Raw genomic sequence first — 20,497 nt, forward strand, 5'->3', positions numbered from 1 at the left:
TTCTCCTAACCTTTAATGGCACCGATCAAGGCGCCTTTCACGAAATATTTTTGCAATAGCGGATAGACCAGAAAAATCGGAAGGGTTGCTACCATAATCGTGGCGTATTTCAATGTCTCGCCCAATATGATGATCTCATCTTGGGAGGCTCCTTCCGCCATGGAGTTTGCCTCGCCAATAATCAAAATTTCTCGCAGGATCAACTGCAACGGATACAGCGACCGATCCTGAAGGAAGATCATGGCGTTAAACCAGGAGTTCCAGTGGCTTACTCCGTAATACAGGCCTACCACTGCAAGCACGGGCTTGCATAGCGGCAGGAAGATGCGGAACAGAATGCCAAAGTCATTGGCGCCGTCGATCTTGGCCGACTCTTCTAGCGCATCCGGCACTGCCTCGAACGATGTTCGCATGATAATGAGGTTAAATGCGCTTATTGCGGTAGGCAGGATCAGCGCCCACAGTGTGTCCGTAATGCCCAACCCTCTGACCAGCAAGTAGAACGGAATTAATCCACCGCTGAAAAACATGGTAAATACGATAAACAACGTAAGCTGCTTGCGATATTGCAATGTTTTTCTGGACAAGGCGTATGCGGCAAAAGAAGTAAGCAGCAAATTGAGAGCCACGCCTACAATGACAATAAATAATGTGTTGCGGTAGCCGAGCAGGATCATCGGGTTGCTGAATACCGCCTCATATGTTTCAAGCGAGAAGCCCAGCGGCTTCCAAAGAATGCCCTTATGCGCCATCATCAGCGCTGGTTCGCTGAATGAAGCAAATGCCACGTATAGAATTGGGTACACTGTTACAATCATGAGCGCGGACAAAAACAGCGTATTGCAAACCCGGAATATATGTTCACCCAAGCTTACTCGCATGCGAACCCTCCTCTACCACAAACCCGTATTGTTCAACTTCCGGCTTATCCAGTTGGAGCCGATAACAAGCGCGAAGTTAATCACGGAGTTGAACAATCCGACAGCGGAGCTGAAACTGAATTGAAAATCTTGAAGCCCGATCCGGTACACATACGAGGAAATGACATCCCCTGTCACATAAGTGGTCGGGTTGTACAACAGAATAACTTTCTCGAAGCCAACGCTCATAATTCGGCCAATGTTCAGGATGAGCAATATAACGAAAACGGGAAGCAGACCGGGTAGGGTAATATGAAGCATCTGCTTCCAGCGTCCACCCCCGTCGATCTTGCAAGCTTCATATTGCTCGAGATCGATCGCAGACAGCGCGGCCAAATAAATAATTGTACCCCAGCCTATATGCTGCCATATATTCGACGAAACGAAGATTGTCCGGAAAAATGACGGCTCCAGCAGCATCGTAACCCTCTCACCACCGAAAAATGCGATAATATCGTTAATGACGCCGTCACTGCTCGTAAAATCTTTGATCATGCCGCAAATAATGACAAGCGAAATAAAATGCGGCAAATAAGTAATCGTCTGAACCGAACGCTTGAACAGTGCATTTTTCACCTCATTAAGCAACAAGGCGAGAATAAGCGGAGCGGGAAAACCGAAAATGAGATCGTACAAGCTAATCATCAGAGTGTTTTTTAACACCCGCCAAAAATACATCCCGCCAAAAAAGTCTTTGAAATGCTCAAGTCCTACCCACGCGCTGCCCCCGATTCCAAGCCGGGGGTTAAAATCCTTGAACGCAATAATCGAACCGTACATCGGGAAATAATGAAAAATAATGAAATATAACAAAACAGGAGTAAGCATCATGTACAAATACTTGTTCTTAACCATGTCTTTCGCAATATTAAGCGGCAGACGACCGGCATGCGTGACTTTGATGCGTCCCAGCTTCAATTGAGCCATCTCCTACTCCTCCTATCCAAATCCAGAATTATCAGCAGGGGCTGGCTGCACCATTCCCTTGCCCCACGGCAGCCTGCAGCCAGCCGTGGGACGATACATGGAGTTATCTGTTGTTGTAGCGATCCAAAGCGCCTTGATAGATGTCGATTACATCACGAATCCCCATATCTTCCAGCTGCTTCACAAAGCTGTCGAACTTGTCGAGCGGCTCGTTGCCCATTACAAATTTGATGAACATTTCTTCCAGATACGTGTTGATTGCCGTCATCGTCTGCGCTACCTTCTTGCTCTCATCTACAGTAGGCGTAATGAACGCGGGCAAAATATGTTTCGCCGCATCGGTCTCCGACCAAATCTGGACCGCCTCGTCCTGTTGTGGGAACGTATTGGTCGTTTTTTGCTCATGCATCGGAAATGGACCGTTCGGAACCGTATACTGCGCCAACATCTGCTGTGAAGTGTACTTATCGTTTTTTACGATCATATCAGTAAAGTTCGGAACGCCATTGTCCATCGTGTAGCTTTCGCCTTCAACGCCGAAGTTGTACATCATGGTTCCTTGCTCGCTAAATGCGAAGTCCAGCCATTTTACGATCGTTTCCAGGTCTTTCGCCGATGTCGTCACTGCCGCGCTTGCTTTCGGGTTATATTTGAAATCGCGCTGTCCGGTGAACGGTTTTTCGCCTGCTTTCAATACCGGATAAGGAGCCGCTACAAGATCAAAAGCCGGATTTTGGGCTTTACCGGACTCCAGCCATTTGCCCATGCCGCCGCCCAGCAGGAAAACAGTCGCGCCGGACTCACCGTTCAGAAGCCGCTTATCCAGCGTGTCGCGTTCGACGATCGGGAAGTCTTTATCAATCAGCCCTTCGGAATACCACTGGCGGAACAGCGTCATAACATCCTTGTATTGCGGATCTAACGGACCGTATTTCACTTTGCCTAGGTCGTCAATATAGAAGCCGTGCGATGTTTTGTATGCGCCGAAGAACGCGTCCTGCAAATTCATTTTGTTCGCGTATAGCGCCGTCAGCGGTGCTACGGCGCCTTTTTTCTCTTTGAACGCCGTCAGAACCTTATGCCAATCGTCTATCGTTACAGGCAATTGCAGCCCTAGCTCATCCAACCAATCTTTGCGCAGCATTGGTCCGCGGAAGACTAATCCTTCCTCGTTTCGCACCATCGGGAAGACGTAATATTGGCCACTGTCGGTCTTCACCATTTTATCCAGCTCTGGATTAGCTTCCAGCATCTTCTTCAGGTTAGGCGCATATTGGTCGATCAAATCGTTTAGCGGTACGATAACCCCGTCTGAAATCGCCTTTTCCGGTCCACCCGGATAAATACTCCAGTCGTACTCCAGCACATCCGGCAGCTTGCTGGAAGCCAGCAACAAATTAAACTGCTCTTCAGCTTGACTTTCGGTCGGATGGATGTAGTTCACTTTCACGCCGGTAGCTTCTGCAATCGCCTTCCCGATCGGCGCTTCCCCCAGATTCGTTGTAAATGTAATCAGGTTTCCGTTGATTGGAGCCCAGTATGAGAAAGTATCTTTTGTATCCAGCGGATACACCGGCATATCCGATCCCTCGTTGCCTTTGCTTACGCCATCGCCGCCCTTATTGCTGACGGCGCTTTGAGTCGGCTCTGTCTTATCCTTGTTTCCAGAGCCCCCATTACTGGAGCATGCGGTTAACAACAATGAAAGTACCATTGCGATCCCCAGTGTGAGCTGCAGCCTCTTATGAGTCTTGACGTTGCGATTTTTCGCCATTGTGCCCTCCGTTCTTTTCGTCTCGAATATATTGGTGTGAATACGCTTTCAACATATCGTTAATCCGGTGCCGCAAGCTATCGTTAAAACCTAAAATATACTGCAATTTCTCAAAAATGAGGGTAACAAAACCGCATGTATGCCACTTTTTCTTGAAAAGAAAAGCCCAAGAGCTACTTGACTTCCCTGTAGCGCCCGGGCGTTATCCCTTCAAATTTTTTGAATATACGATGGAAGGTATTCACATCGTTGTAACCAACCTTCAGCGATATTTCGCTGACCGTATATTTCCCGCCGATAAGCAGCAATTTGGCCTGCACCAGCCGCGTCTTGTTAATATAATCGAGCAGAGATTCGCCGGCAAGTTCCTTGAACAGTTTGGAAACATACGACGGCGTCATGGAGAAGGCTTCCCCGATCATCGAAATGTTCAGGTTCTCGTCCTGGTAATACTCGTTGACATATTTCATGACCTTATCGATTAGCGGATTGCTGCAGTATTCGCGGTTATTATTAACGTAGCCGCACAGAAGCTCTAGCATATCGTAAAGCTGGCTGCGCATCTCCCCTACCGTCTGGCATTGCATCAGGCGTTCGATGGCGCGCACTCCGTCAGGCATATCCGGCTTGCCCGCGATGCGGATTTCGCCGATTACTTTTTGCAGCGTAGCCATTAGATCAAACATGAGACATTTGGCAGTATGAAAAGGAAACGGCTCCTTCGTCACATTTTTCTGAATGATCTCCCCGACGAACGCTTTTGCCTTATCGAGCTGCCCTTCGCGAACCATAACGATCAATTGCTGCTCGACCTTGAGCGGATAAAAATAACCACCTGGAGCAGCCCCTAGGTTGTCGTTACCGCTCAGGTCCCCATAATGAATAATGCCCCCGCTACCTACAATGATTCGGTATTCCATCGCCTCGATTGCTTCCTGGAACGCCTGGAAGATGCCATATTCGCCCTCCTGTTGCGCGCTGATGGCAGCGGTCAACTGTACATGAGCATGATTGGAGATGAACGACATCGTTTCTTCCGCGATGTGCCCCAGCTCCCCCCGCTGTTCCGTCGGCGATGCAAGCTGATGATTGACGATGCAGGCTAGCAACTCCTGGTCTAGCTCTACCGCATAGGCGTTTACTGACTTTCGTGCGACCTCCTCGACCACGTTGGCGATCAGGAAGTGCAGCAACCGCTTATTATGGACCTGATCCTCATCCTTCCGATGGAACTTGCCGAAGTGCTCGATGCGCAGCAAAATAACAGAAAATCCGCCCAGCGGGAAACGCAGATCATAGGCTGAGAACGATTCGTGCAACGGGATATGGCTGTCGAGTTGCCCCTTCAGCAGCCGCTGCAAAAAGTGCGATCTGAGTGTATTGTTATGCTGATTCAGCTTGTAATGAAGCTCCTCCTTCTCATGGAAGGTACTGCTCAGCGCCTGCTCCAGAAAGGAGTATTCATTGGAGCCGCGATCAAAGGTAAAACCCGCCTTGAACGACAAGCTCTGGATCAGCGCATGGATCGGCAGGTAGTTCCGTTTGAGTAGCCAATACGTCACGCCACCGCCAACAATAAGGCAAAGCAAGATGCTGGCGATCGTCAATTGCTCTACCACGTTCATTTTCTGGTGATATACGTTCGCCGGCAGCGTCATCACATATTTCCATCCCGTAATGGATGAGGTTGTGTAGGATGCAACAAGCCGGTGACCGTCAGTCTCGATCTCAAGTTGCCCCGATTCTTTCGACATATCGCTGTATAATAGAGCAGGTTCCGACAGCGAATCGCCCGTAGACGCAATGAACCGGTTGTCTTTATCCAGAATAAAGATCGTACCTTTCTCAGGCGCCGAAGCTTGCTCTAGCAGCTTGCTGCGGTCAATCATGAACAGCAAGACAGCTCCAGGTTGATTCATGATTGTTGAGTTCACATTTTGGGCATACATGACCGTTGGCCGCCACTCATTCTCTTCAGACACAACAACGGAGTGGTAGCCTTTAATGTACCCTTGGTCAAAATATTCTCGTAACGACTGGAAGGGCATATGCTCTTCAAGGCGAATATGGTCGTATAACGCTTCTATGTTCATACGATTGTTGCGGGCGATGACCGTATCGCTATTTTTGTAGTAAATATAAATACCTTCAAGAAAATCGTTAGCGATTTCGTATACGCGCAAATCATTAGCGATTTGGTATACATCGTAGTGGTCCGAATCAGACAGATTGGTATCGGCCGAAATAAATGCTGCGATTCGCCTGTTGAGGCTCACCTCGAGGCTTAGATTCTCGATTCCTTTGAACTGGCTATCTATGGCTTGCTCCATCTGAAGAAGAATAGATTGGTTGGCACGGTTAATTTCAGCCTTTACAACGTTCAGCGTCGCGCCGTATATAACGCCGCTGATCAGAATGGGCACGAGCAGCACCGAGACGTAGGAAAGCATCCAGGTCATGTATACACTGCGATTTTTATGCCGGAGCTGCTTCAGATAGATTGTCCACCGGTTTCGAGTTTGGGCCATAGGTTCTCCTCCATGTTAGTTTTAGTTGGAGTCGGGACCGACGTCAATTCTTGTCAGAATAGCCGGACAACGAATATCCGCGACATCCGCTTTATGATTGTTAATACAAACCGCCGGAGACGGCCGGTATTCATAGATGGCCGGCTGCTCTTTGCCGCATATTCGATTGTAAGCGATTACACATTGCTCCGGCGCATAAGGAATCCGCTTGCCGAGCGTAATGCCGTGACGACAATTGACAATCGTATTATTCACTACGCTGGCTCGATAGACGCGCCAATGTTTCCTCAGTTCCTCCTGCGTCGGCGCCTCGGGATAGCCGTCCGATCCGCCATCGTATGTACCGCCGTCAATGAGCAGCGCATCCAACGTCAAGTTTTCCATATAGTTTTCAAAAATGTGATGGTCGTTGCCGTAAATCCGAAATCCGCCCATTTCTTCCTTCACGCCATCGCCGATAAATACATTATTATGAAAGCGATTTCCATGTCCGTGACGCGCTGTCACTTGGCCGGCGGAGTTAAGGAACGTGTTGTACCGGACTGTATTATAGCAGCTTTTTACCGAAATAATCTCGGGCTCACCGTCGCAATTTTCAAACAGGTTGTGTTGAATGGTAATATAGCCGTTCGAGAGAGAGATGCCGGACAGGCCGAGCCGGATCGCTTCAAGCCCATTGACGACACGCGGGCCTATATGATGAAAATAATTATATTCAATGACATCATGCTGCGAGATTTGTTCACCGTCGCCATCAAAAACAACGAGCGGTCCGAGGTCGGCCTTTGGCCCGAACTCGTTGCGTTCGATCCGGTTCCAGCCGCTGCCGCTTCCCAGCACTGACAGCAGGCTATACTCCGCCCCAACCTGTCGCGGCTCAAATCTATTCCGCGCAATCCTCACATGCCGCGAACCGTCCAGAATGATAGATTCGCGCTGCCCGACCTGGAAATGCAGTCCCCATACCTCTACATAAGCAGAGTTCAAGATGCGTATACTTGATTCTCCAGCGATCGTCGCTTTTCCTTTATTTACAGCGCGAATGCTTAATATTGCGGTGTCCGATCCTACTTTGCCATCAATAATATAATCTTCATTCCGTTCGTAAACGCCGTCTGCCAACAAGATCGAAGAACCAGGTTCTGCCCGGCCAATGGCTGCCGCCAATTCGTCGCTACTCGATACCCAATAAATAGTAGTCATTTTCCCACCTGCTTCCTATAGAATAGGCGGATATGAACCGCAGCCTCTTCAGGATCATATCCGCAACTTCACAACCTCTATTATGAAAGATATGTTTCCCATGCCATAGTGTAAAAAAATGAAGCAATCATAAAAATGTAAACTGAGGCACAAAATGAGCGGGAATTACCGCCTTGCCAGCTGTAAATCGCAACCTGCCGGTGTACAATAAATGAGAAAGGACGTATCCCGACACCAAATCGTGGATACGTCCCCATTGTTGTTGCCTGCTCTGCCGCCCGCTTACCCGAAAAAGAAGTACGCAACCTTCATCTCTTCTTCTTTCAACAGCAACTTTTGTGCCGCTTCGAGCAAAGGCGTGCGGTCATAGACAAGACTTTTCATCGCTATTTTGCCATCACTAATCGTGAAATAGTGAGCTTCTTTCGATGGATCGTCGCGACGGCGGTAGGACACGCTTCCTGGATTCAGCCACAAACTGTCGTCACTCAAATAATGAATGCATCTGCGATGTGTATGTCCGAAAATAATGCGGCGATCTTCTTTGGCCCCAATTGTCCTGACGTTGCGTTCCGCCCAGAAAGCATCGTACTTGGGCAAGCTATCAATCGTCAAATAGTTTTCGTACAGATGTTGCATTGTATAGCTATAGCCGTCCATCTCGAATGTGCGGTAGACCGGTATGCTTTCGAGGAAGGAAATTTCCGCTTCGCCGAGCAGCCTTGCATTGTAATGCGCCCACTTGATCTCATCCTCCGCCACATCGTGACCGCTATTGCCGTTTCGGTACAGGTCGATAATAATGTCGTCATGGTTACCGCGAACACAATTCGCATCGTTCTTATGCACCCATTCGATAACTTCCCGCGGGAAAGGCCCGTAGTCTACAAGATCTCCCGCGCAATAAATCACGTCACAGTCGGATTCTGCCTTGCGGATCGATTCCAGCGCTTTGACGTTGCTGTGAATATCCGAAATAATTAAAGCTTTCATAATCGATTCAACTCCCTAAGATTCAACATTCTCAGCAGTACCGTCACCACATCCGCCACGTAGCTTTATCGTCTGGCATGAAATGGTCCCGCGGCAGACGCACCTCAATGATTCCGGCGGCAGACGCCAAGGAAACAGCCTGTCTTTCCCAGTCGGGGGTGTCTCCACTGTCCTCAAACCACTGCGGCGCAGGGGCGCCGTCCACAACATTGGCCGGGACATAATTGGAGGCTGGTTGCGACGAATTGGCCGTAACGGAACATGCGTGTAACCCTATTTGACGATTCCCTTCAATCGGTAGCCTTCGGACAATATTCTGTGGACATTGCGTATCAGGCTGTTCTCCCATTTGTCGAGTGCGCTCTCCCTCCTTTATATAAAAAGTTGGAACCTTGATAAATCGTCAAAAGCTAAAATCGCCATCAAATAGTCCAACTTCTTATCTCCAATTTTTGGAATGAACATCAAATCTTAAAAAAGTCACTCACATCTCACGAATATGCATAGAAACATCTTTGGAGCTATTTTTATATACAGCATTCAATGTTCTTAAAACAAAAGTATCAACAACATGATCCTTTTTATTTGGAGAAGTAAACCAAACGACATCCGACCTTAGATGTTTTAGCAAGATTTCATTTTCACAACTCCCTTTGTTCATTTTAATTATTATGTTTCTTGCCCTGGTCATATATTGCTTGAAGCCAATTTTGTAGTATAGCTGGGGACCCGCCAACATTTTAACGAAAATATACCTAAGCCCTGAATCGCGTCCAGCTTGGTGTATTCTCATACTCTTAGGTGGTCCGGGACGTATCACGAGCGGACGCAACGAAACGTATTAGACAATCATTCGGAAACATTAACGCGGTACTGTATTAAATGATTATGATATAAAAAAAAGCTGTCGAGACTTTCTTGACAGCCTTGCCGCGATTATCGTGGTTTCTATATGTTGCGTGTTTGTTCTTCACTCCCACCAATGCTTCATTTCACTGAATCCAACGTCCCATAGTTTAGCGTTCCCGGAAACGATAATCGTAATTTCGTTCACCTTGTCATAAAATGGTATATTTAAAGGTTCTGCTCCATTATTATATTGTTCATTGTACTGATAATGAACTCTTTGGTTTCCATCTACCAATATAGTGAGTTCTCCCTTGGAATCTCCCTTGTCTGGAATGCCAAAATAAGAATAAAACGTCACATCTTTTTTGTTACCCAAGATGTAGGTGTACGATTTTCTTTTATCTCCTTCACTGTAATACACGTTCATTTTGGGTTCTATTTTCTTGCCTGCCACGGTGAAACTTGGAAGATTTTCAGTCATAGGCATGGTTCCATTCATTTCTTTCACATCGTGTAATGCTTGAATTGGGCTTTCTCTTTTCGCTACAACATAATTGATGGTTTCCGAGATCACGATTACTCCAAAAAGAAGAACACCGATAGATAGGGCTGAAGCAATAAGCTTTTTATAAGAAATTTTTGAAGAACATCCAACTTTATAGGCGATAAATCCTATCGCTGCACCTAATGTATTGGATATAACATCATCTACATCAAAGCTGCCAAGATGAGTTAAAGCCTGCATCGTTTCCAGAACGAGAATCGTCAAGACAAAAAAGGATATGAACTTCCCAAAACTGGAACGATACAACAGAGGAATTACTACTCCAAAAGGGATAAAGGCAGCAATGTTTCCAAAGTTGTATACCCATGAAAAAGTTAGTTCTGGAAATCGAAGTGGAACTCCTTCTGGAACAAGTATAAATGTGTATCCATAATCGCTGTTCCAATGATCTAATCTACTGAAAGCAAAAAACATAAAATATAATATCAACAGCGTGTACAAAATTGTTCCTACAAAGAGGAGTTTCCGTAATTTCACTTCCATAATATCTCCTTTAATAATTCATCGATGGGTTTAGTGTATCTTCCCAAAATGACATTAAAGTGACATTGAAGTGACATTTTAGTCACTTAAACGCTTATTAAATGATTTGTTTGTAAAATTGAATCCGAATCTATGTTTAATCGTCGTCGTAGTATAGTCTTATTCAACTAAAGCACCCGCTAGTAGAAGAGTAACACTAATAAATTATACAAAGAATGAATAATAATTACTGACCAAAGAGAATTACTTTTCTTATATACAAACCCAAATATAATACCCAACACAAAAACTGTTAATATGGAACTTAGAATATAAGGGAATTCAAACAGACCTTTATAAAACCAAATAGGAAAATGAATCGATACAAAGAGTAAAGCTGTAACTGTATTTGCTATCCAGAATCTAAAAGAATCCATAAGCTTTCTTAATAAAAAACCTCTAAAGACAATTTCCTCAGTAATACCAACCAATAGAATAGTATTAAGCCATCCGTTAAATCCTATTTGAAAATCGATATTATTATTTAAAACGATAAGATTTATTACAAAATAGAATAATATCAAGGCTAAGGATACCCAACCTGTCCATTTTAGACTTTTTCTAAAATTATGATGTAACTGTAAATAGGAAAATGGTTTACTTTTCTCCATAATTATAACTAATAAAATAACAGGAATGACCCAAATAACTATTTTAATAGTGGCTGATGTTATAGCTCTTGGAACGGGTTCCATCAAATCTAAATATTGAACCAACCATAATTCTCTGATACACCATAGGGCGTAAAATATTATGAAATATACCCAAATATAATTTTTATTTACTTTGAATTCTATCAGAAACTCCTCCTTTACTTCTTCGACAATCCTGCCCCGTTAGTTGACTAAGATATAATTATTTAAAAAACTAGGCATCTCGTTTACGGTAAAATACAATAGCTACTGTAATAAAGCTCAGTGTCCATAACATTGAAATACCTGTCCCTTGCATTGGTGTAAGGACACTTATTTCATCAGAGGAAGACGGCATATACATATAAGATCCTGCCGTATCCGGAAAATAATTTAAAAAATTTTTATTACTAGGTAGAAAAACTCTCGTCAATGGACTGACAATGAAATAGTAACCAAGCAGTACCACTAAAGCAGGAGTGGTTCGTCTTAATAAAGCACCTACAGCTGAACTGAGAAGTGTGGTTAATGTTAGATAGCCCGTTGCACCTATTAATGTTGTTATCATTGTGTCTATTTCTATCACTACTGTTGAGTCTCTCATCATAATAAAAGTATAAAGTACACCAGATGCAGCAATAATAAACGCCACAGGAATGGTTATAATCGCCAATGCCAAATGCTTCGTGGATAATTGAAACCCACGCCAAGGTATCGTAATTAAAGTAGATCGAATCTGTCCACCAGTATACTCCGAACAAGTAGCTAAGATTCCAAGAATAATGAACCCTGCTTGAAGATATCCCATAGAAGCAAGTCCTATATTCAGTATATTTTGCGTACCTGTTGCCCCTTGTACACCAACAGAAGTAAAAGCTGCGGCTAAAACTAAATTTAGAATGAATGTACCCATAAGAGTGAACCATATCAATGGTAATGTAACTAATTTATCCAGTTCAGCACCAAGGATTTGTGTTAACTTTCTACTAGATGAGACACTCATGCTGCAACATCCCTCCTATTGAATACAACAGCTGCAACAATGAAAAAAACGACTACCCAGGCAAACATGACTAAACCGCCTGTGAAGGGGGTGTGAAACCCATCGAATAAAGTGTCTGTGGACGTGTTGTCCGTAAACATAAACATTTCAGCGCCAGCCCTATCTGGTAAGTAAAACGCCAACTTTGTAACCCTATACAACAGGACACTAAATGATACAACGGATGAATTTATTATGAGCACAGCAAGCGGGAGGATGCCATTCTTAGTTACAAAAGTAATTCCAAGTGCTAAAAGAGCAGTGAATGTCCAGTAACAAACTACACCGATAAGTCTGGACCATTCAAATGCGGGGGCATATTCACCAAGGATAAGATACGTTGCTGACACAGTTGTCATAATAGCAACAATACAAAGCAGTATGCTGATCACAGTCACAGCACCTGCTTTTGCCAGTAAAAAATGAAACCGGGATGAAATAACAGTTAAACTCGTTGTTATCTGTTGTCCTCCACCAGATTCACTGCTCTCTGTCAAATACTCACTGCTGACAGCAAGCACACCAAGAATAATAACGCCTTGCACACCAAGAGCTAACCCGATATAGCCAACTTCTGATAGCCGTGTGCTAACTCCAGCTATAATCTCCTCTTTTTGTGCTATGCTGTCCAAGGCAGCAATAAGCGCTGGTGCAAACGCTCCAATGAGAAAAGCAAGCCAAATACCCGGTAAGGAGAACAATTTAGATAGTTCCGCGTTAAATGCTCTCATACAACATCACCTGTATTTTCAGATGTCAGGGCAAAAAAGGCTTCCTCCAGCGTGGAATGGTTACCTATTACTTCATCCAATGTTCCATCTGCAACGATGGTTCCATGCTTAATAATCACCACATCATCAACCGTCTCTGCAAGCTCTCCCATTAGATGACTGGATAATAACACTGTATTTCCAGATTCAGCACGTTCACGTAAAAATGTCCGAATCCACCGAATTCCTTCTGGGTCGAGCCCATTTACGGGTTCATCTAAAATCAATATTTTTGGATCACCAAGTAGCGCAGCTGCTATTCCCAGTCTTCTCCCCATACCAAGAGAATACTGCCCAACTCTTTTCCCAGCGGCATTAGTAAGACCTACTATTTCCAGAACTTCCTCGACACGTGAGTTAGACAATCCTGCAGCACGTGCAATCCAACGCAAGTGTGCCCGTCCTGTTCGCATACGATGAGCTCCAAAGCCATCAAGTGCGGCACCTACTGTTGCTAGAGGATTATGTAATTCTGCGAATGGCTTTCCATTAATGAGTGCGCTCCCTGAGGTAGCGCGGTCTAATCCAAGCAGGATGCGAAGTGTAGAACTTTTACCTGCCCCGTTTGGACCTAAAAAACCAGTTACTCTACCTGGTCTAGCTTTAAAACTGATACCCGATAAGATTTCCCTAGTTCCGCGATGTTTGACTAAGTTATTAATTGTAAGCAACCATAACACTTCCTTTCTGTTATGGTTCTAATTATAAAGAAGCAAAGTTACAACTCGGTTATCATGCTGTTTACTTCTGGGTTAACTTTAGGTTAAGATCTTCCGATAGCTACTCTTGTGCCACTATCATTTGATGTGAAATCAGCTTTCAGCTTCATTTTTTTCAACATATAATTTGAAGTCGATAAACCAATCCCCGCCCCACGCTCATAGGAAGAGTTATCCATACCTGGACCTCTGTCTGCAACAATGATTTGTTCTTTTTCTACATCAACCACAATATTTACATATTTCCCCTCTGCTGCATGACGAAGAATATTCTGAAATAAATTATCCAGAACCCGTGTCATCCATTTAGGATCTGCTTCCCAATAAAAAGTTGCCTCTGTCGGTAAATCAACCTCGATCTGGATTTCTATTTCTTCAAATACAGGATACCACGCAGCAACAGATGCTCTTACTAAACGTCCAATATCTGTTGAAGTGGGCCTAAAAGGATGTTTCCCTGATGTAAGCAATGTATAGGAAAGTAAATCATCCATTAGATCCCCCACTCTTGTAATCGTATGATTCATTTCTGTTAATGAATTTTGTCCTTCTAGACTCATTGATTCTTTATTTAATCGGGTGACATGTCCTCTCAAAATGGTAAGTGGCGTTCGTAAGTCGTGAGATAAATTCGCTATGAGTCGATGTCGTAACAATTCCTCTTCATGTTCTCGCTTGCGGCTGTCTTCAAGCTGCTGAATCATCCAATTAAAAGAATTGCCTAACTGGTCTATTTCATCCATACGATCACTTTGAACAGATATTGGTCTAGGAAATGAGTTATGATTAGCTGAAAATGACATGGCTTCCTGTAAGCGGGTGAGACGTTTACGAAGTCTTAAGAAGAAAATCCAAGATATTACAACAAATGCGACAATAATAAAACCAAACAAAAGTAGTACAACGTAAAATAGATTTAATGCATTCAGCTCTTCTCCATTAATAGGAGATTCAATGAACGCAGATAAGAAAATAAGTATAATTGGAGGCAAAAAGATAAATAGAAAATGTCCTTTTAGAAAATGACGAAATAATGATTTAGTCTGTTTCATAGTTTCACCCGATAGCCTATTCCCTTCAACGTTTCAATAATCTCTGGGGAATCTGGATGACGTTCCAACTTTTGACGCAGTCGATGGATATGTACCATTAGTGTTTTATCGCCAGTTATATATGTTTCTTCCCAGATGGCTTCATAGATTTGTTCTTTTGGTAAAACTTGATTAGGGTGGCGTAAGAAGTACATTAAAATATGATGTTGCTTCGCTGTTAATATAATTTCTTCTCCTGTGCGTTTGTCAAATACCATTTGGCCTTCTGAATCTACTTCAATATAATTTCCTAATGAAATGCGTTCGGAATGTGTTCCGCCACTTCGACGGATTAGTACTTCTAATCTTGCAACTAATTCATCCGTATGGAATGGTTTCGTTAAATAGTCATCAGCAAATTGTAAACCTTCTACCTTATCATCTATCGATGTTCGAGCTGTTAACAGCAAAATAGGAACAGCAGGAGCTGCCTTTTTTAATCTTTTCCCCACAGTAAATCCGTCTAAACCGGGTAACATGATATCCAAAATAACGATTTCATGCTGATTTACTTCTTTTTCAGCTCCTTCACCAGAAAGCAGCCACTGAACTGAAAATCCCCGCTGTTCCAATTCTTCTTTTAGAAAGCTGCCTATTTTCTCATTATCTTCAATGTATAATACGTTTCTTTTCAAGTAACATCCCTCGCTCTAAATTGAATTCACTATTAGACAGATTAACACAATCTAAAAAATATTTGTTTAGATGCTCATGAAATCGGCAATGAGATCAAGTTCTTGTCTTAAGCAATGGACAAAAACTTGATCTCATAAAACAGAAAAACCGCGCCAGGCGCGGATTCTAATGGGACTATGTTATTGTTCACCGACACCAATCCATAGTCCAGATATTGAGCCTCCGACCGTTTCAAAATAAAAGCCCTAATCAATCAGCAATTTTCTGGCCGCCTGCATCATTTTTGTCGGTTAGATCGGGTGCGGAGCGCTGCGCGGATGGTGCATTCTTGACGGATATGGAAACACTGCCTCCATCGCCCGATTTAACTTTTGGCACACCCATATATGACAATGCTTCGGATACGATCTCTTTAAACACCGGCCCCGCCGCAGCACCACCGCCAGCAGCATTAGCAGGCTCGTCAATGCCGACATAGACCACAATCTTCGGATTATTAGCCGGTGCGTATCCGAGGAAGGACGAGTGCACCTTATCGCGGTCATACCCTCCCTTACCGTCGGGTTTAATCGCCGTACCGGTCTTACCTGCTACACTATAGCCTTCAATATATGCATGGCGGCCGGTTCCATGGACCAGGTCTGCAACGACCTGCTCCAGATAGCTGCTGGTTTCCCTGGCGCTTTCCTCGGAAATAACCTGGCGTACCACCTGGGGCTGGGTTACGGTAGTCTTGCCGGTATTCGGATCGGTGGTCGCCTTGACCACGTGTGGCACCATCAGTTTTCCGCCGTTGGCGATGGCCGAGATGGCGGTAAGCTGCTGAATCGGAGTAACAAGCACTTTGCCGTGCCCGAATGCAATCGTCGCGTTCTCTGAAGCATTATTCGGAGTCGGATTGACGATTCCGCTGATTTCGCCCGGCAGGTCAATACCGGTAAGATCGTTAAATCCGAAATCATCCACGTATTGCAGCAGCCTTTCCGGACCGAGCATTTCATAGCCAAGCTTGACGAAGGCTACGTTACTTGACCGCTTCACGCCTTCCAGGAAGGAGATTTCGCCATAACCGCTTCTCTTCTGGTCATACAGCGGCTTGCCGTACCCCTTGATGCGGATAGAACCGGACATGAAGGTTGCGTCCGAATCGAACAAATTCTCCTCCACCGCTCCGGCAAGAGGTACAATTTTGAACGTGGAGCCTGGTTCAAATCTTGTTTTGATGGCATGGTTGAAGAATACCCCTGGATCAGAGGCATATTTCCAGAACTCATTCGGGTTAAAGGTTGGCATATTCGCTAGCCCCAATATCTCCATGGTGCTGGGATCCGCGGCAATTACCGTAATACTCTTGGGTTTATATTCTTCATAGGCCTTCTGCATTGCCTGCTCGATATAATACTGGATTGTGCTATCAATCGTCAGCTTGAAAGTACTTCCATTGACCTCCGGCTGGTAAGTGTCCTCCGAGTCAGGCAGCTTGATGCCTTTGGCGTCGCTCTGGTAGAATAGCTTACCATCCGCACCCTTAAGCTGCTTGTCAAAATACTTTTCGAACCCCATCACCGCGTTGCCATCGCGGTCCGTATAACCCAAAATATGTGCGGCCAGTGTTTGTTGCGGATAATAGCGCTTCTGCTCCCTAATCAGGCCAACGCCAGTCTCCAGAGTGTCATGTTCATCCTTCAGTTTCTCAATGAACTCGTTGACCTTGTCGCGCAGCTCCTGGTCTATTTTCCAGCCTTCATTACGGATCTCCCGGTTCTTCAGATACTTTCCGTTCTCGTCTTTGGCTTCCACGAGCGCCTTAAGCTCATCCTCAGGCTTGCCGAGCAGTTCATGTAGGCCGGTGATAACTTCTCCCCCGATACTGAGAGCGTTAATCGCTTCCGGATTGACCACTACCGTGTAGGCCGGCACATCGCTAGCCAGCATCCTGCCGTTGCGGTCCTCGATCGTGCCACGCACCGCTTTAAACACCGAAGTATGGGCCCATTGCTTTGCGGCCTTGGTTTGCCAGAAATCACGATCCAGCACCTGAATCCAGAACACTCTGCCGAGTAAAACAAGAAAAAAGAGGGTAATGCACCCTCCTATAAACAGCGTACGAAGTTTTATTCTCTTCACCATAAGCAAACCCCACAAACATATATATTGCAATTTTCGGCAAATCGCTCGTTAATAGTCACCGCGTTTTGTTCGCTGATATGAATGGTATCGTCGGCATTCGCCTCCTGATATCCCATATCCATGGCTAACTGAACAACCTTGGCACGGGATTGCTTTTCTTCCTTGTCCCAGTAAGGCTCATTATTGTAGGCATTGGTAATGCCAGGTTTTTTATTAGTTTGATAAATGATCACCTTAATGAACACCAGGCTCGTTACACATTGTACAATGTATAACAAGGTAAAAACAACCATTTTTGTGAATCCTTTGTCACTACGCTATTTCGCGAACTTAGGCTACATGTAATAGACAATTGGAACATCTTTGTGAATTCTCCATTTCACTGTATGCGGTCATTCAGATAAGGAGCGCTGAGCCAGCATGAGGTTGAGCAAAAATAAATTCAACGGCTGCCTGCTCGGCTTTATCAATGTAATCAGCTCAAATTCCAGAGTAATCTGCTAGAGTTATTCCTTTCCTTCAAGGGTGAAGGATTTAAAATTGTGGCGGCTTTTATCTTCTCAATTACCGCCATTTATGCCAAGAGATTAACAGCCTCTATTGATGTCCTGATCGTATCCAGCGCCAGTCTGTTCACCGATGGACTGATGCTCATTTTTCTGACTATGCTATGAAACCGTATGAATAATTCTTTTTCTTTTTGGATGATTTCAGAATGTTCCTCGTGCCATCTAATCCAGTATGACCATGTTGTTTGCTATAATCTCTTTAGTATAAACGCTTTTACTTTATGAACATTACTTTTTAATTTATTTTAAAGCACCTAGACACGACGAAAATAGTTGTGTTACATTTGTGTGAATAAAGTAATGCTGTTTGGCTAGTGATTTGTAACCTGTAGGTGAAAAGTGACGTTGAGGATGCGATGATTTCCTATTGAAGCGCGTACCTTCAAATCTCTTCAGCATATATGTAAAATGTCACTTCCGCCCTAAAGTTAAAGCGCTTAAACTTTATAGGTGTGAATAGCACTTATTATTAAGCGGTTTACTTTGGAGATCAGTCTAAAGGGAAGGAGGATTCATTGACGTTAATTAAACTAACCATCACTAAAGGAGGAATTTTTGTGTACTCATTGAAATCGACCTCAGGCACAATGAAAGTGATGTTACTTGTCATGCTTTCGGCGGTTATGCTTCTAGCGACATTAGCCGCCCCTGCACCGCTTCAACGGAAAGCTCATGGAGCGGGTGAATTGAAACCGTTTCCTCAACAAGTCAGCTATCCGGGTATCATTAAACCAAACCACGTCAGTCAATCCTCGATGAACAGTTCTGTATCTTCCTACTATGACTATTGGAAGGCTACTTATCTTAAAAACAACTTGTCCTCGCTGCCCGGAGGGTACTATGTAAAAGGTGATATTACTGGCGAAGCGGACGGCTTCGATCCTCTCGGCACATCGGAAGGCCAAGGATACGGTATGGTTATTACCGTGCTAATGGCTGGATACGATACGAATTCCAGAACAATCTATGACGGTTTGTTCAAAACGGCTAGAGCGTTCAAGAGCTCTAATAATCCGAACCTGATGGGATGGGTAATAGCAGATAGTACTGGGGCTCAAGGGCACTTCGGTTCAGCAACAGATGGGGACCTCGATATCGCTTACTCCCTTATTCTAGCTGATCGCCAATGGGGCTCGACTGGAACGATCAATTATTTGGCTGAAGCCAAAAAGATGATTGGCGCTATTAAGCTTAGCAATGTGACAACTAACAACAGGCTGAACCTTGGTGACTGGGATACGAAGAGCGCCTTGAATACGCGTCCCTCCGACTGGATGCTCAGTCATCTACGGGCTTTCAATGAAGTTACTGGAGATTCAATTTGGCTAAATGTCATCAACAATCTGTATAACGTATACAGCCAATTTACAGCAGCTTATTCGTCTAGCACAGGTCTGATTTCGGACTTTGTGGTAGGCAACCCGCCTAAGCCGGCCCCTCCAAACTATTTGGAAGAGTTCCCTGAAACAAATGAATACAACTACAATGCAAGCCGTGTACCACTTCGTATCGTAATGGATTACGCTTTGTACGGAGACACCCGTGGTAAGGATATCGCTAATAAAATGGTAGTATGGATCAAAGGAAAAACAGGCAACAATCCGAACAATGTGAAGGACGGTTACCAACTGAACGGTTCGAATCGCGGTACTTATGCGACAGCGGTATTCGTAGCGCCTTTTATCTCCGCAGCGACGACTACCAGCACGCATCAAGCTTGGGTCAATGCAGGATGGGACTGGATGAAGAACAAAAAGGAAAGTTACTTCAGCGACTCCTTTAACATGCTGAACCTACTGTTCATCTCGGGGAACTGGTGGAAGCCTACCTACAGTGCAGCGGATACTCAAGCTCCCTCGGATCCAACGAATCTGACCGCAACAGCAGCTTCAAGCAGCCAAATTAATCTGAGTTGGACTGCTTCTACCGATAATGTCGGTGTAACAGGCTACCGGGTATTCCGTGACGGAGTGGAAGTAGGAGCGCCTTCAGACACATCCTTCAGCGATACCGGACTTACCGCATCGACAGCTTACAGCTATATGGTAAAAGCTGTCGATGCCGCAGGCAACCTGTCTGCTAACAGTAATACCGCATCAGCAACTACAAGTTCAACTCCTGCTGCCGGTATCAACCTTGCGCTGGGCAAGACAGCGGTAGCCAGTTCTATCGAAGGTGTAGGATTTGAAGCTTCCAAGGCAACCGACGGCAACTCTACTACCCGTTGGGCGAGCATCGAAGGAAGCAACAATGAATGGATTTACGTCGATCTGGGCACAACCCAAAGCGTAAACCGCGTCAAGTTGAATTGGGAAGACGCTTACGCTAAAGGCTACAAAGTTCAGGTGTCTAACGATGCAACAACATGGACGGATACTTACGTAACAACGACCGGTAATGGTTCTATTGACGATATTACATTTACCGCAAATAGCGGACGTTACGTCAGAGTGCTCTGTACTACTAGAGAGACAGTATACGGATATTCGATATTCGATTTTGAGGTTTACAGCTCTTAATTGAACAAATCCTGGCGGATATGAATCTGTCAGGATTTGTTTGTCTAAAAGAGCAGAATGTAACTTCTCGGGGTTCGTTAGTAAACGAATGGCCTCTATTTTGATCTC

The 20,497-nt window shown here is 44.7% G+C and carries 17 protein-coding genes and 1 pseudogene; 3 read left to right on the top strand and 15 right to left on the bottom strand.

Annotated features, from left to right (window positions below; all coding sequences use genetic code 11):
* Window positions 1-5: 5 nt before the first annotated feature.
* The 15 genes from ACFWMP_RS15885 to ACFWMP_RS15955 all read right to left on the bottom strand — a co-directional run bounded on the left by ACFWMP_RS15885 (window position 6) and on the right by ACFWMP_RS15955 (window position 17,534).
* Window positions 6-881 (bottom strand): carbohydrate ABC transporter permease, encoded by an 876-nt coding sequence (locus ACFWMP_RS15885; protein ID WP_042188472.1) that lies wholly within the window; start codon window positions 879-881, stop codon window positions 6-8.
* Window positions 882-893: 12 nt separating this feature from the next.
* Window positions 894-1,847: an ABC transporter permease gene (locus ACFWMP_RS15890; protein WP_379424199.1), complete on the bottom strand. Its 954-nt coding sequence runs from the start codon at window positions 1,845-1,847 to the stop codon at window positions 894-896.
* Between the two features lie 103 nt (window positions 1,848-1,950).
* Complete coding sequence (locus ACFWMP_RS15895; protein ID WP_379424200.1) at window positions 1,951-3,621, bottom strand: type 2 periplasmic-binding domain-containing protein; 1,671 nt, start codon at window positions 3,619-3,621, stop codon at window positions 1,951-1,953.
* Window positions 3,622-3,794: 173 nt separating this feature from the next.
* Window positions 3,795-6,149: an AraC family transcriptional regulator gene (locus ACFWMP_RS15900; protein ID WP_379424201.1), complete on the bottom strand. Its 2,355-nt coding sequence runs from the start codon at window positions 6,147-6,149 to the stop codon at window positions 3,795-3,797.
* A gap of 21 nt (window positions 6,150-6,170) precedes the next feature.
* Window positions 6,171-7,352 carry a polysaccharide lyase 6 family protein gene (locus ACFWMP_RS15905; protein WP_379424202.1) on the bottom strand — a complete coding sequence of 394 codons (1,182 nt, stop codon included), beginning with the start codon at window positions 7,350-7,352 and terminating at the stop codon, window positions 6,171-6,173.
* Window positions 7,353-7,634: 282 nt separating this feature from the next.
* Window positions 7,635-8,345, bottom strand: a complete 711-nt coding sequence (locus ACFWMP_RS15910) for a metallophosphoesterase family protein (RefSeq protein WP_042188466.1) — start codon at window positions 8,343-8,345, stop codon at window positions 7,635-7,637.
* A 970-nt stretch (window positions 8,346-9,315) separates the two neighbouring features.
* Complete coding sequence (locus tag ACFWMP_RS15915) at window positions 9,316-10,242, bottom strand: VanZ family protein (RefSeq protein ID WP_379424203.1); 927 nt, start codon at window positions 10,240-10,242, stop codon at window positions 9,316-9,318.
* Between the two features lie 179 nt (window positions 10,243-10,421).
* Window positions 10,422-10,892: a CPBP family intramembrane glutamic endopeptidase gene (locus tag ACFWMP_RS15920; protein WP_379424204.1), complete on the bottom strand. Its 471-nt coding sequence runs from the start codon at window positions 10,890-10,892 to the stop codon at window positions 10,422-10,424.
* Window positions 10,893-11,148: 256 nt separating this feature from the next.
* Window positions 11,149-11,916 carry an ABC transporter permease gene (locus ACFWMP_RS15925; RefSeq protein WP_379424205.1) on the bottom strand — a complete coding sequence of 256 codons (768 nt, stop codon included), beginning with the start codon at window positions 11,914-11,916 and terminating at the stop codon, window positions 11,149-11,151.
* On the bottom strand, window positions 11,913-12,686 hold the full coding sequence (locus tag ACFWMP_RS15930; protein WP_379424206.1) for an ABC transporter permease: 774 nt from the start codon (window positions 12,684-12,686) through the stop codon (window positions 11,913-11,915). Before ACFWMP_RS15930 ends, ACFWMP_RS15925 begins: the two co-directional genes overlap by 4 nt.
* Complete coding sequence (locus tag ACFWMP_RS15935) at window positions 12,683-13,396, bottom strand: ABC transporter ATP-binding protein (protein WP_339241209.1); 714 nt, start codon at window positions 13,394-13,396, stop codon at window positions 12,683-12,685. Before ACFWMP_RS15935 ends, ACFWMP_RS15930 begins: the two co-directional genes overlap by 4 nt.
* Window positions 13,397-13,488: 92 nt before the next feature.
* A complete protein-coding gene (locus ACFWMP_RS15940) occupies window positions 13,489-14,496 on the bottom strand; it encodes a sensor histidine kinase (RefSeq protein ID WP_379424207.1) in 1,008 nt (335 codons plus the stop codon).
* Entirely contained in the window at window positions 14,493-15,170 is a 678-nt protein-coding gene (locus tag ACFWMP_RS15945; protein ID WP_042188454.1) for a response regulator transcription factor, read from the bottom strand. Before ACFWMP_RS15945 ends, ACFWMP_RS15940 begins: the two co-directional genes overlap by 4 nt.
* 250 nt (window positions 15,171-15,420) lie before the next feature.
* Window positions 15,421-17,301, bottom strand: a complete 1,881-nt coding sequence (locus ACFWMP_RS15950; RefSeq protein ID WP_379424208.1) for a peptidoglycan D,D-transpeptidase FtsI family protein — start codon at window positions 17,299-17,301, stop codon at window positions 15,421-15,423.
* Window positions 17,295-17,534: a hypothetical protein gene (locus ACFWMP_RS15955; protein WP_339241201.1), complete on the bottom strand. Its 240-nt coding sequence runs from the start codon at window positions 17,532-17,534 to the stop codon at window positions 17,295-17,297. Before ACFWMP_RS15955 ends, ACFWMP_RS15950 begins: the two co-directional genes overlap by 7 nt.
* A 309-nt stretch (window positions 17,535-17,843) precedes the next feature.
* Between ACFWMP_RS15955 and ACFWMP_RS15960 the strand changes: the two genes are divergently transcribed.
* From ACFWMP_RS15960 to ACFWMP_RS15970, 3 genes and pseudogenes are all read left to right on the top strand, one after another.
* Window positions 17,844-17,975 (top strand): hypothetical protein, encoded by a 132-nt coding sequence (locus tag ACFWMP_RS15960; protein ID WP_256716327.1) that lies wholly within the window; start codon window positions 17,844-17,846, stop codon window positions 17,973-17,975.
* Between the two features lie 572 nt (window positions 17,976-18,547).
* Window positions 18,548-19,696: pseudogene (locus ACFWMP_RS15965) on the top strand (family 8 glycosyl hydrolase); the annotation flags it as partial.
* On the top strand, window positions 19,673-20,389 hold the full coding sequence (locus ACFWMP_RS15970; protein ID WP_379424314.1) for a galactose-binding domain-containing protein: 717 nt from the start codon (window positions 19,673-19,675) through the stop codon (window positions 20,387-20,389). The pseudogene ACFWMP_RS15965 and the gene ACFWMP_RS15970, both read left to right, overlap by 24 nt.
* The last annotated feature ends 108 nt before the right edge of the window (window positions 20,390-20,497 follow it).

It is taken from the genome of Paenibacillus sp. NPDC058367, from assembly GCF_042723305.1.
Taxonomy (GTDB): domain Bacteria; phylum Bacillota; class Bacilli; order Paenibacillales; family Paenibacillaceae; genus Paenibacillus_AQ.

What these genes read in the sequence shown, in the direction of transcription:
- ACFWMP_RS15885 (WP_042188472.1), bottom strand. Translation starts at nt 881, where the DNA reads ATGCGAGTAAGCTTGGGTGAACATATATTCCGGGTTTGCAATACGCTG.
- ACFWMP_RS15890 (WP_379424199.1), bottom strand. Translation starts at nt 1,847, where the DNA reads ATGGCTCAATTGAAGCTGGGACGCATCAAAGTCACGCATGCCGGTCGT.
- ACFWMP_RS15895 (WP_379424200.1), bottom strand. Translation starts at nt 3,621, where the DNA reads ATGGCGAAAAATCGCAACGTCAAGACTCATAAGAGGCTGCAGCTCACA.
- ACFWMP_RS15900 (WP_379424201.1), bottom strand. Translation starts at nt 6,149, where the DNA reads ATGGCCCAAACTCGAAACCGGTGGACAATCTATCTGAAGCAGCTCCGG.
- ACFWMP_RS15905 (WP_379424202.1), bottom strand. Translation starts at nt 7,352, where the DNA reads ATGACTACTATTTATTGGGTATCGAGTAGCGACGAATTGGCGGCAGCC.
- ACFWMP_RS15910 (WP_042188466.1), bottom strand. Translation starts at nt 8,345, where the DNA reads ATGAAAGCTTTAATTATTTCGGATATTCACAGCAACGTCAAAGCGCTG.
- ACFWMP_RS15915 (WP_379424203.1), bottom strand. Translation starts at nt 10,242, where the DNA reads ATGGAAGTGAAATTACGGAAACTCCTCTTTGTAGGAACAATTTTGTAC.
- ACFWMP_RS15920 (WP_379424204.1), bottom strand. Translation starts at nt 10,892, where the DNA reads ATGGAGAAAAGTAAACCATTTTCCTATTTACAGTTACATCATAATTTT.
- ACFWMP_RS15925 (WP_379424205.1), bottom strand. Translation starts at nt 11,916, where the DNA reads ATGAGTGTCTCATCTAGTAGAAAGTTAACACAAATCCTTGGTGCTGAA.
- ACFWMP_RS15930 (WP_379424206.1), bottom strand. Translation starts at nt 12,686, where the DNA reads ATGAGAGCATTTAACGCGGAACTATCTAAATTGTTCTCCTTACCGGGT.
- ACFWMP_RS15940 (WP_379424207.1), bottom strand. Translation starts at nt 14,496, where the DNA reads ATGAAACAGACTAAATCATTATTTCGTCATTTTCTAAAAGGACATTTT.
- ACFWMP_RS15950 (WP_379424208.1), bottom strand. Translation starts at nt 17,301, where the DNA reads ATGGTGAAGAGAATAAAACTTCGTACGCTGTTTATAGGAGGGTGCATT.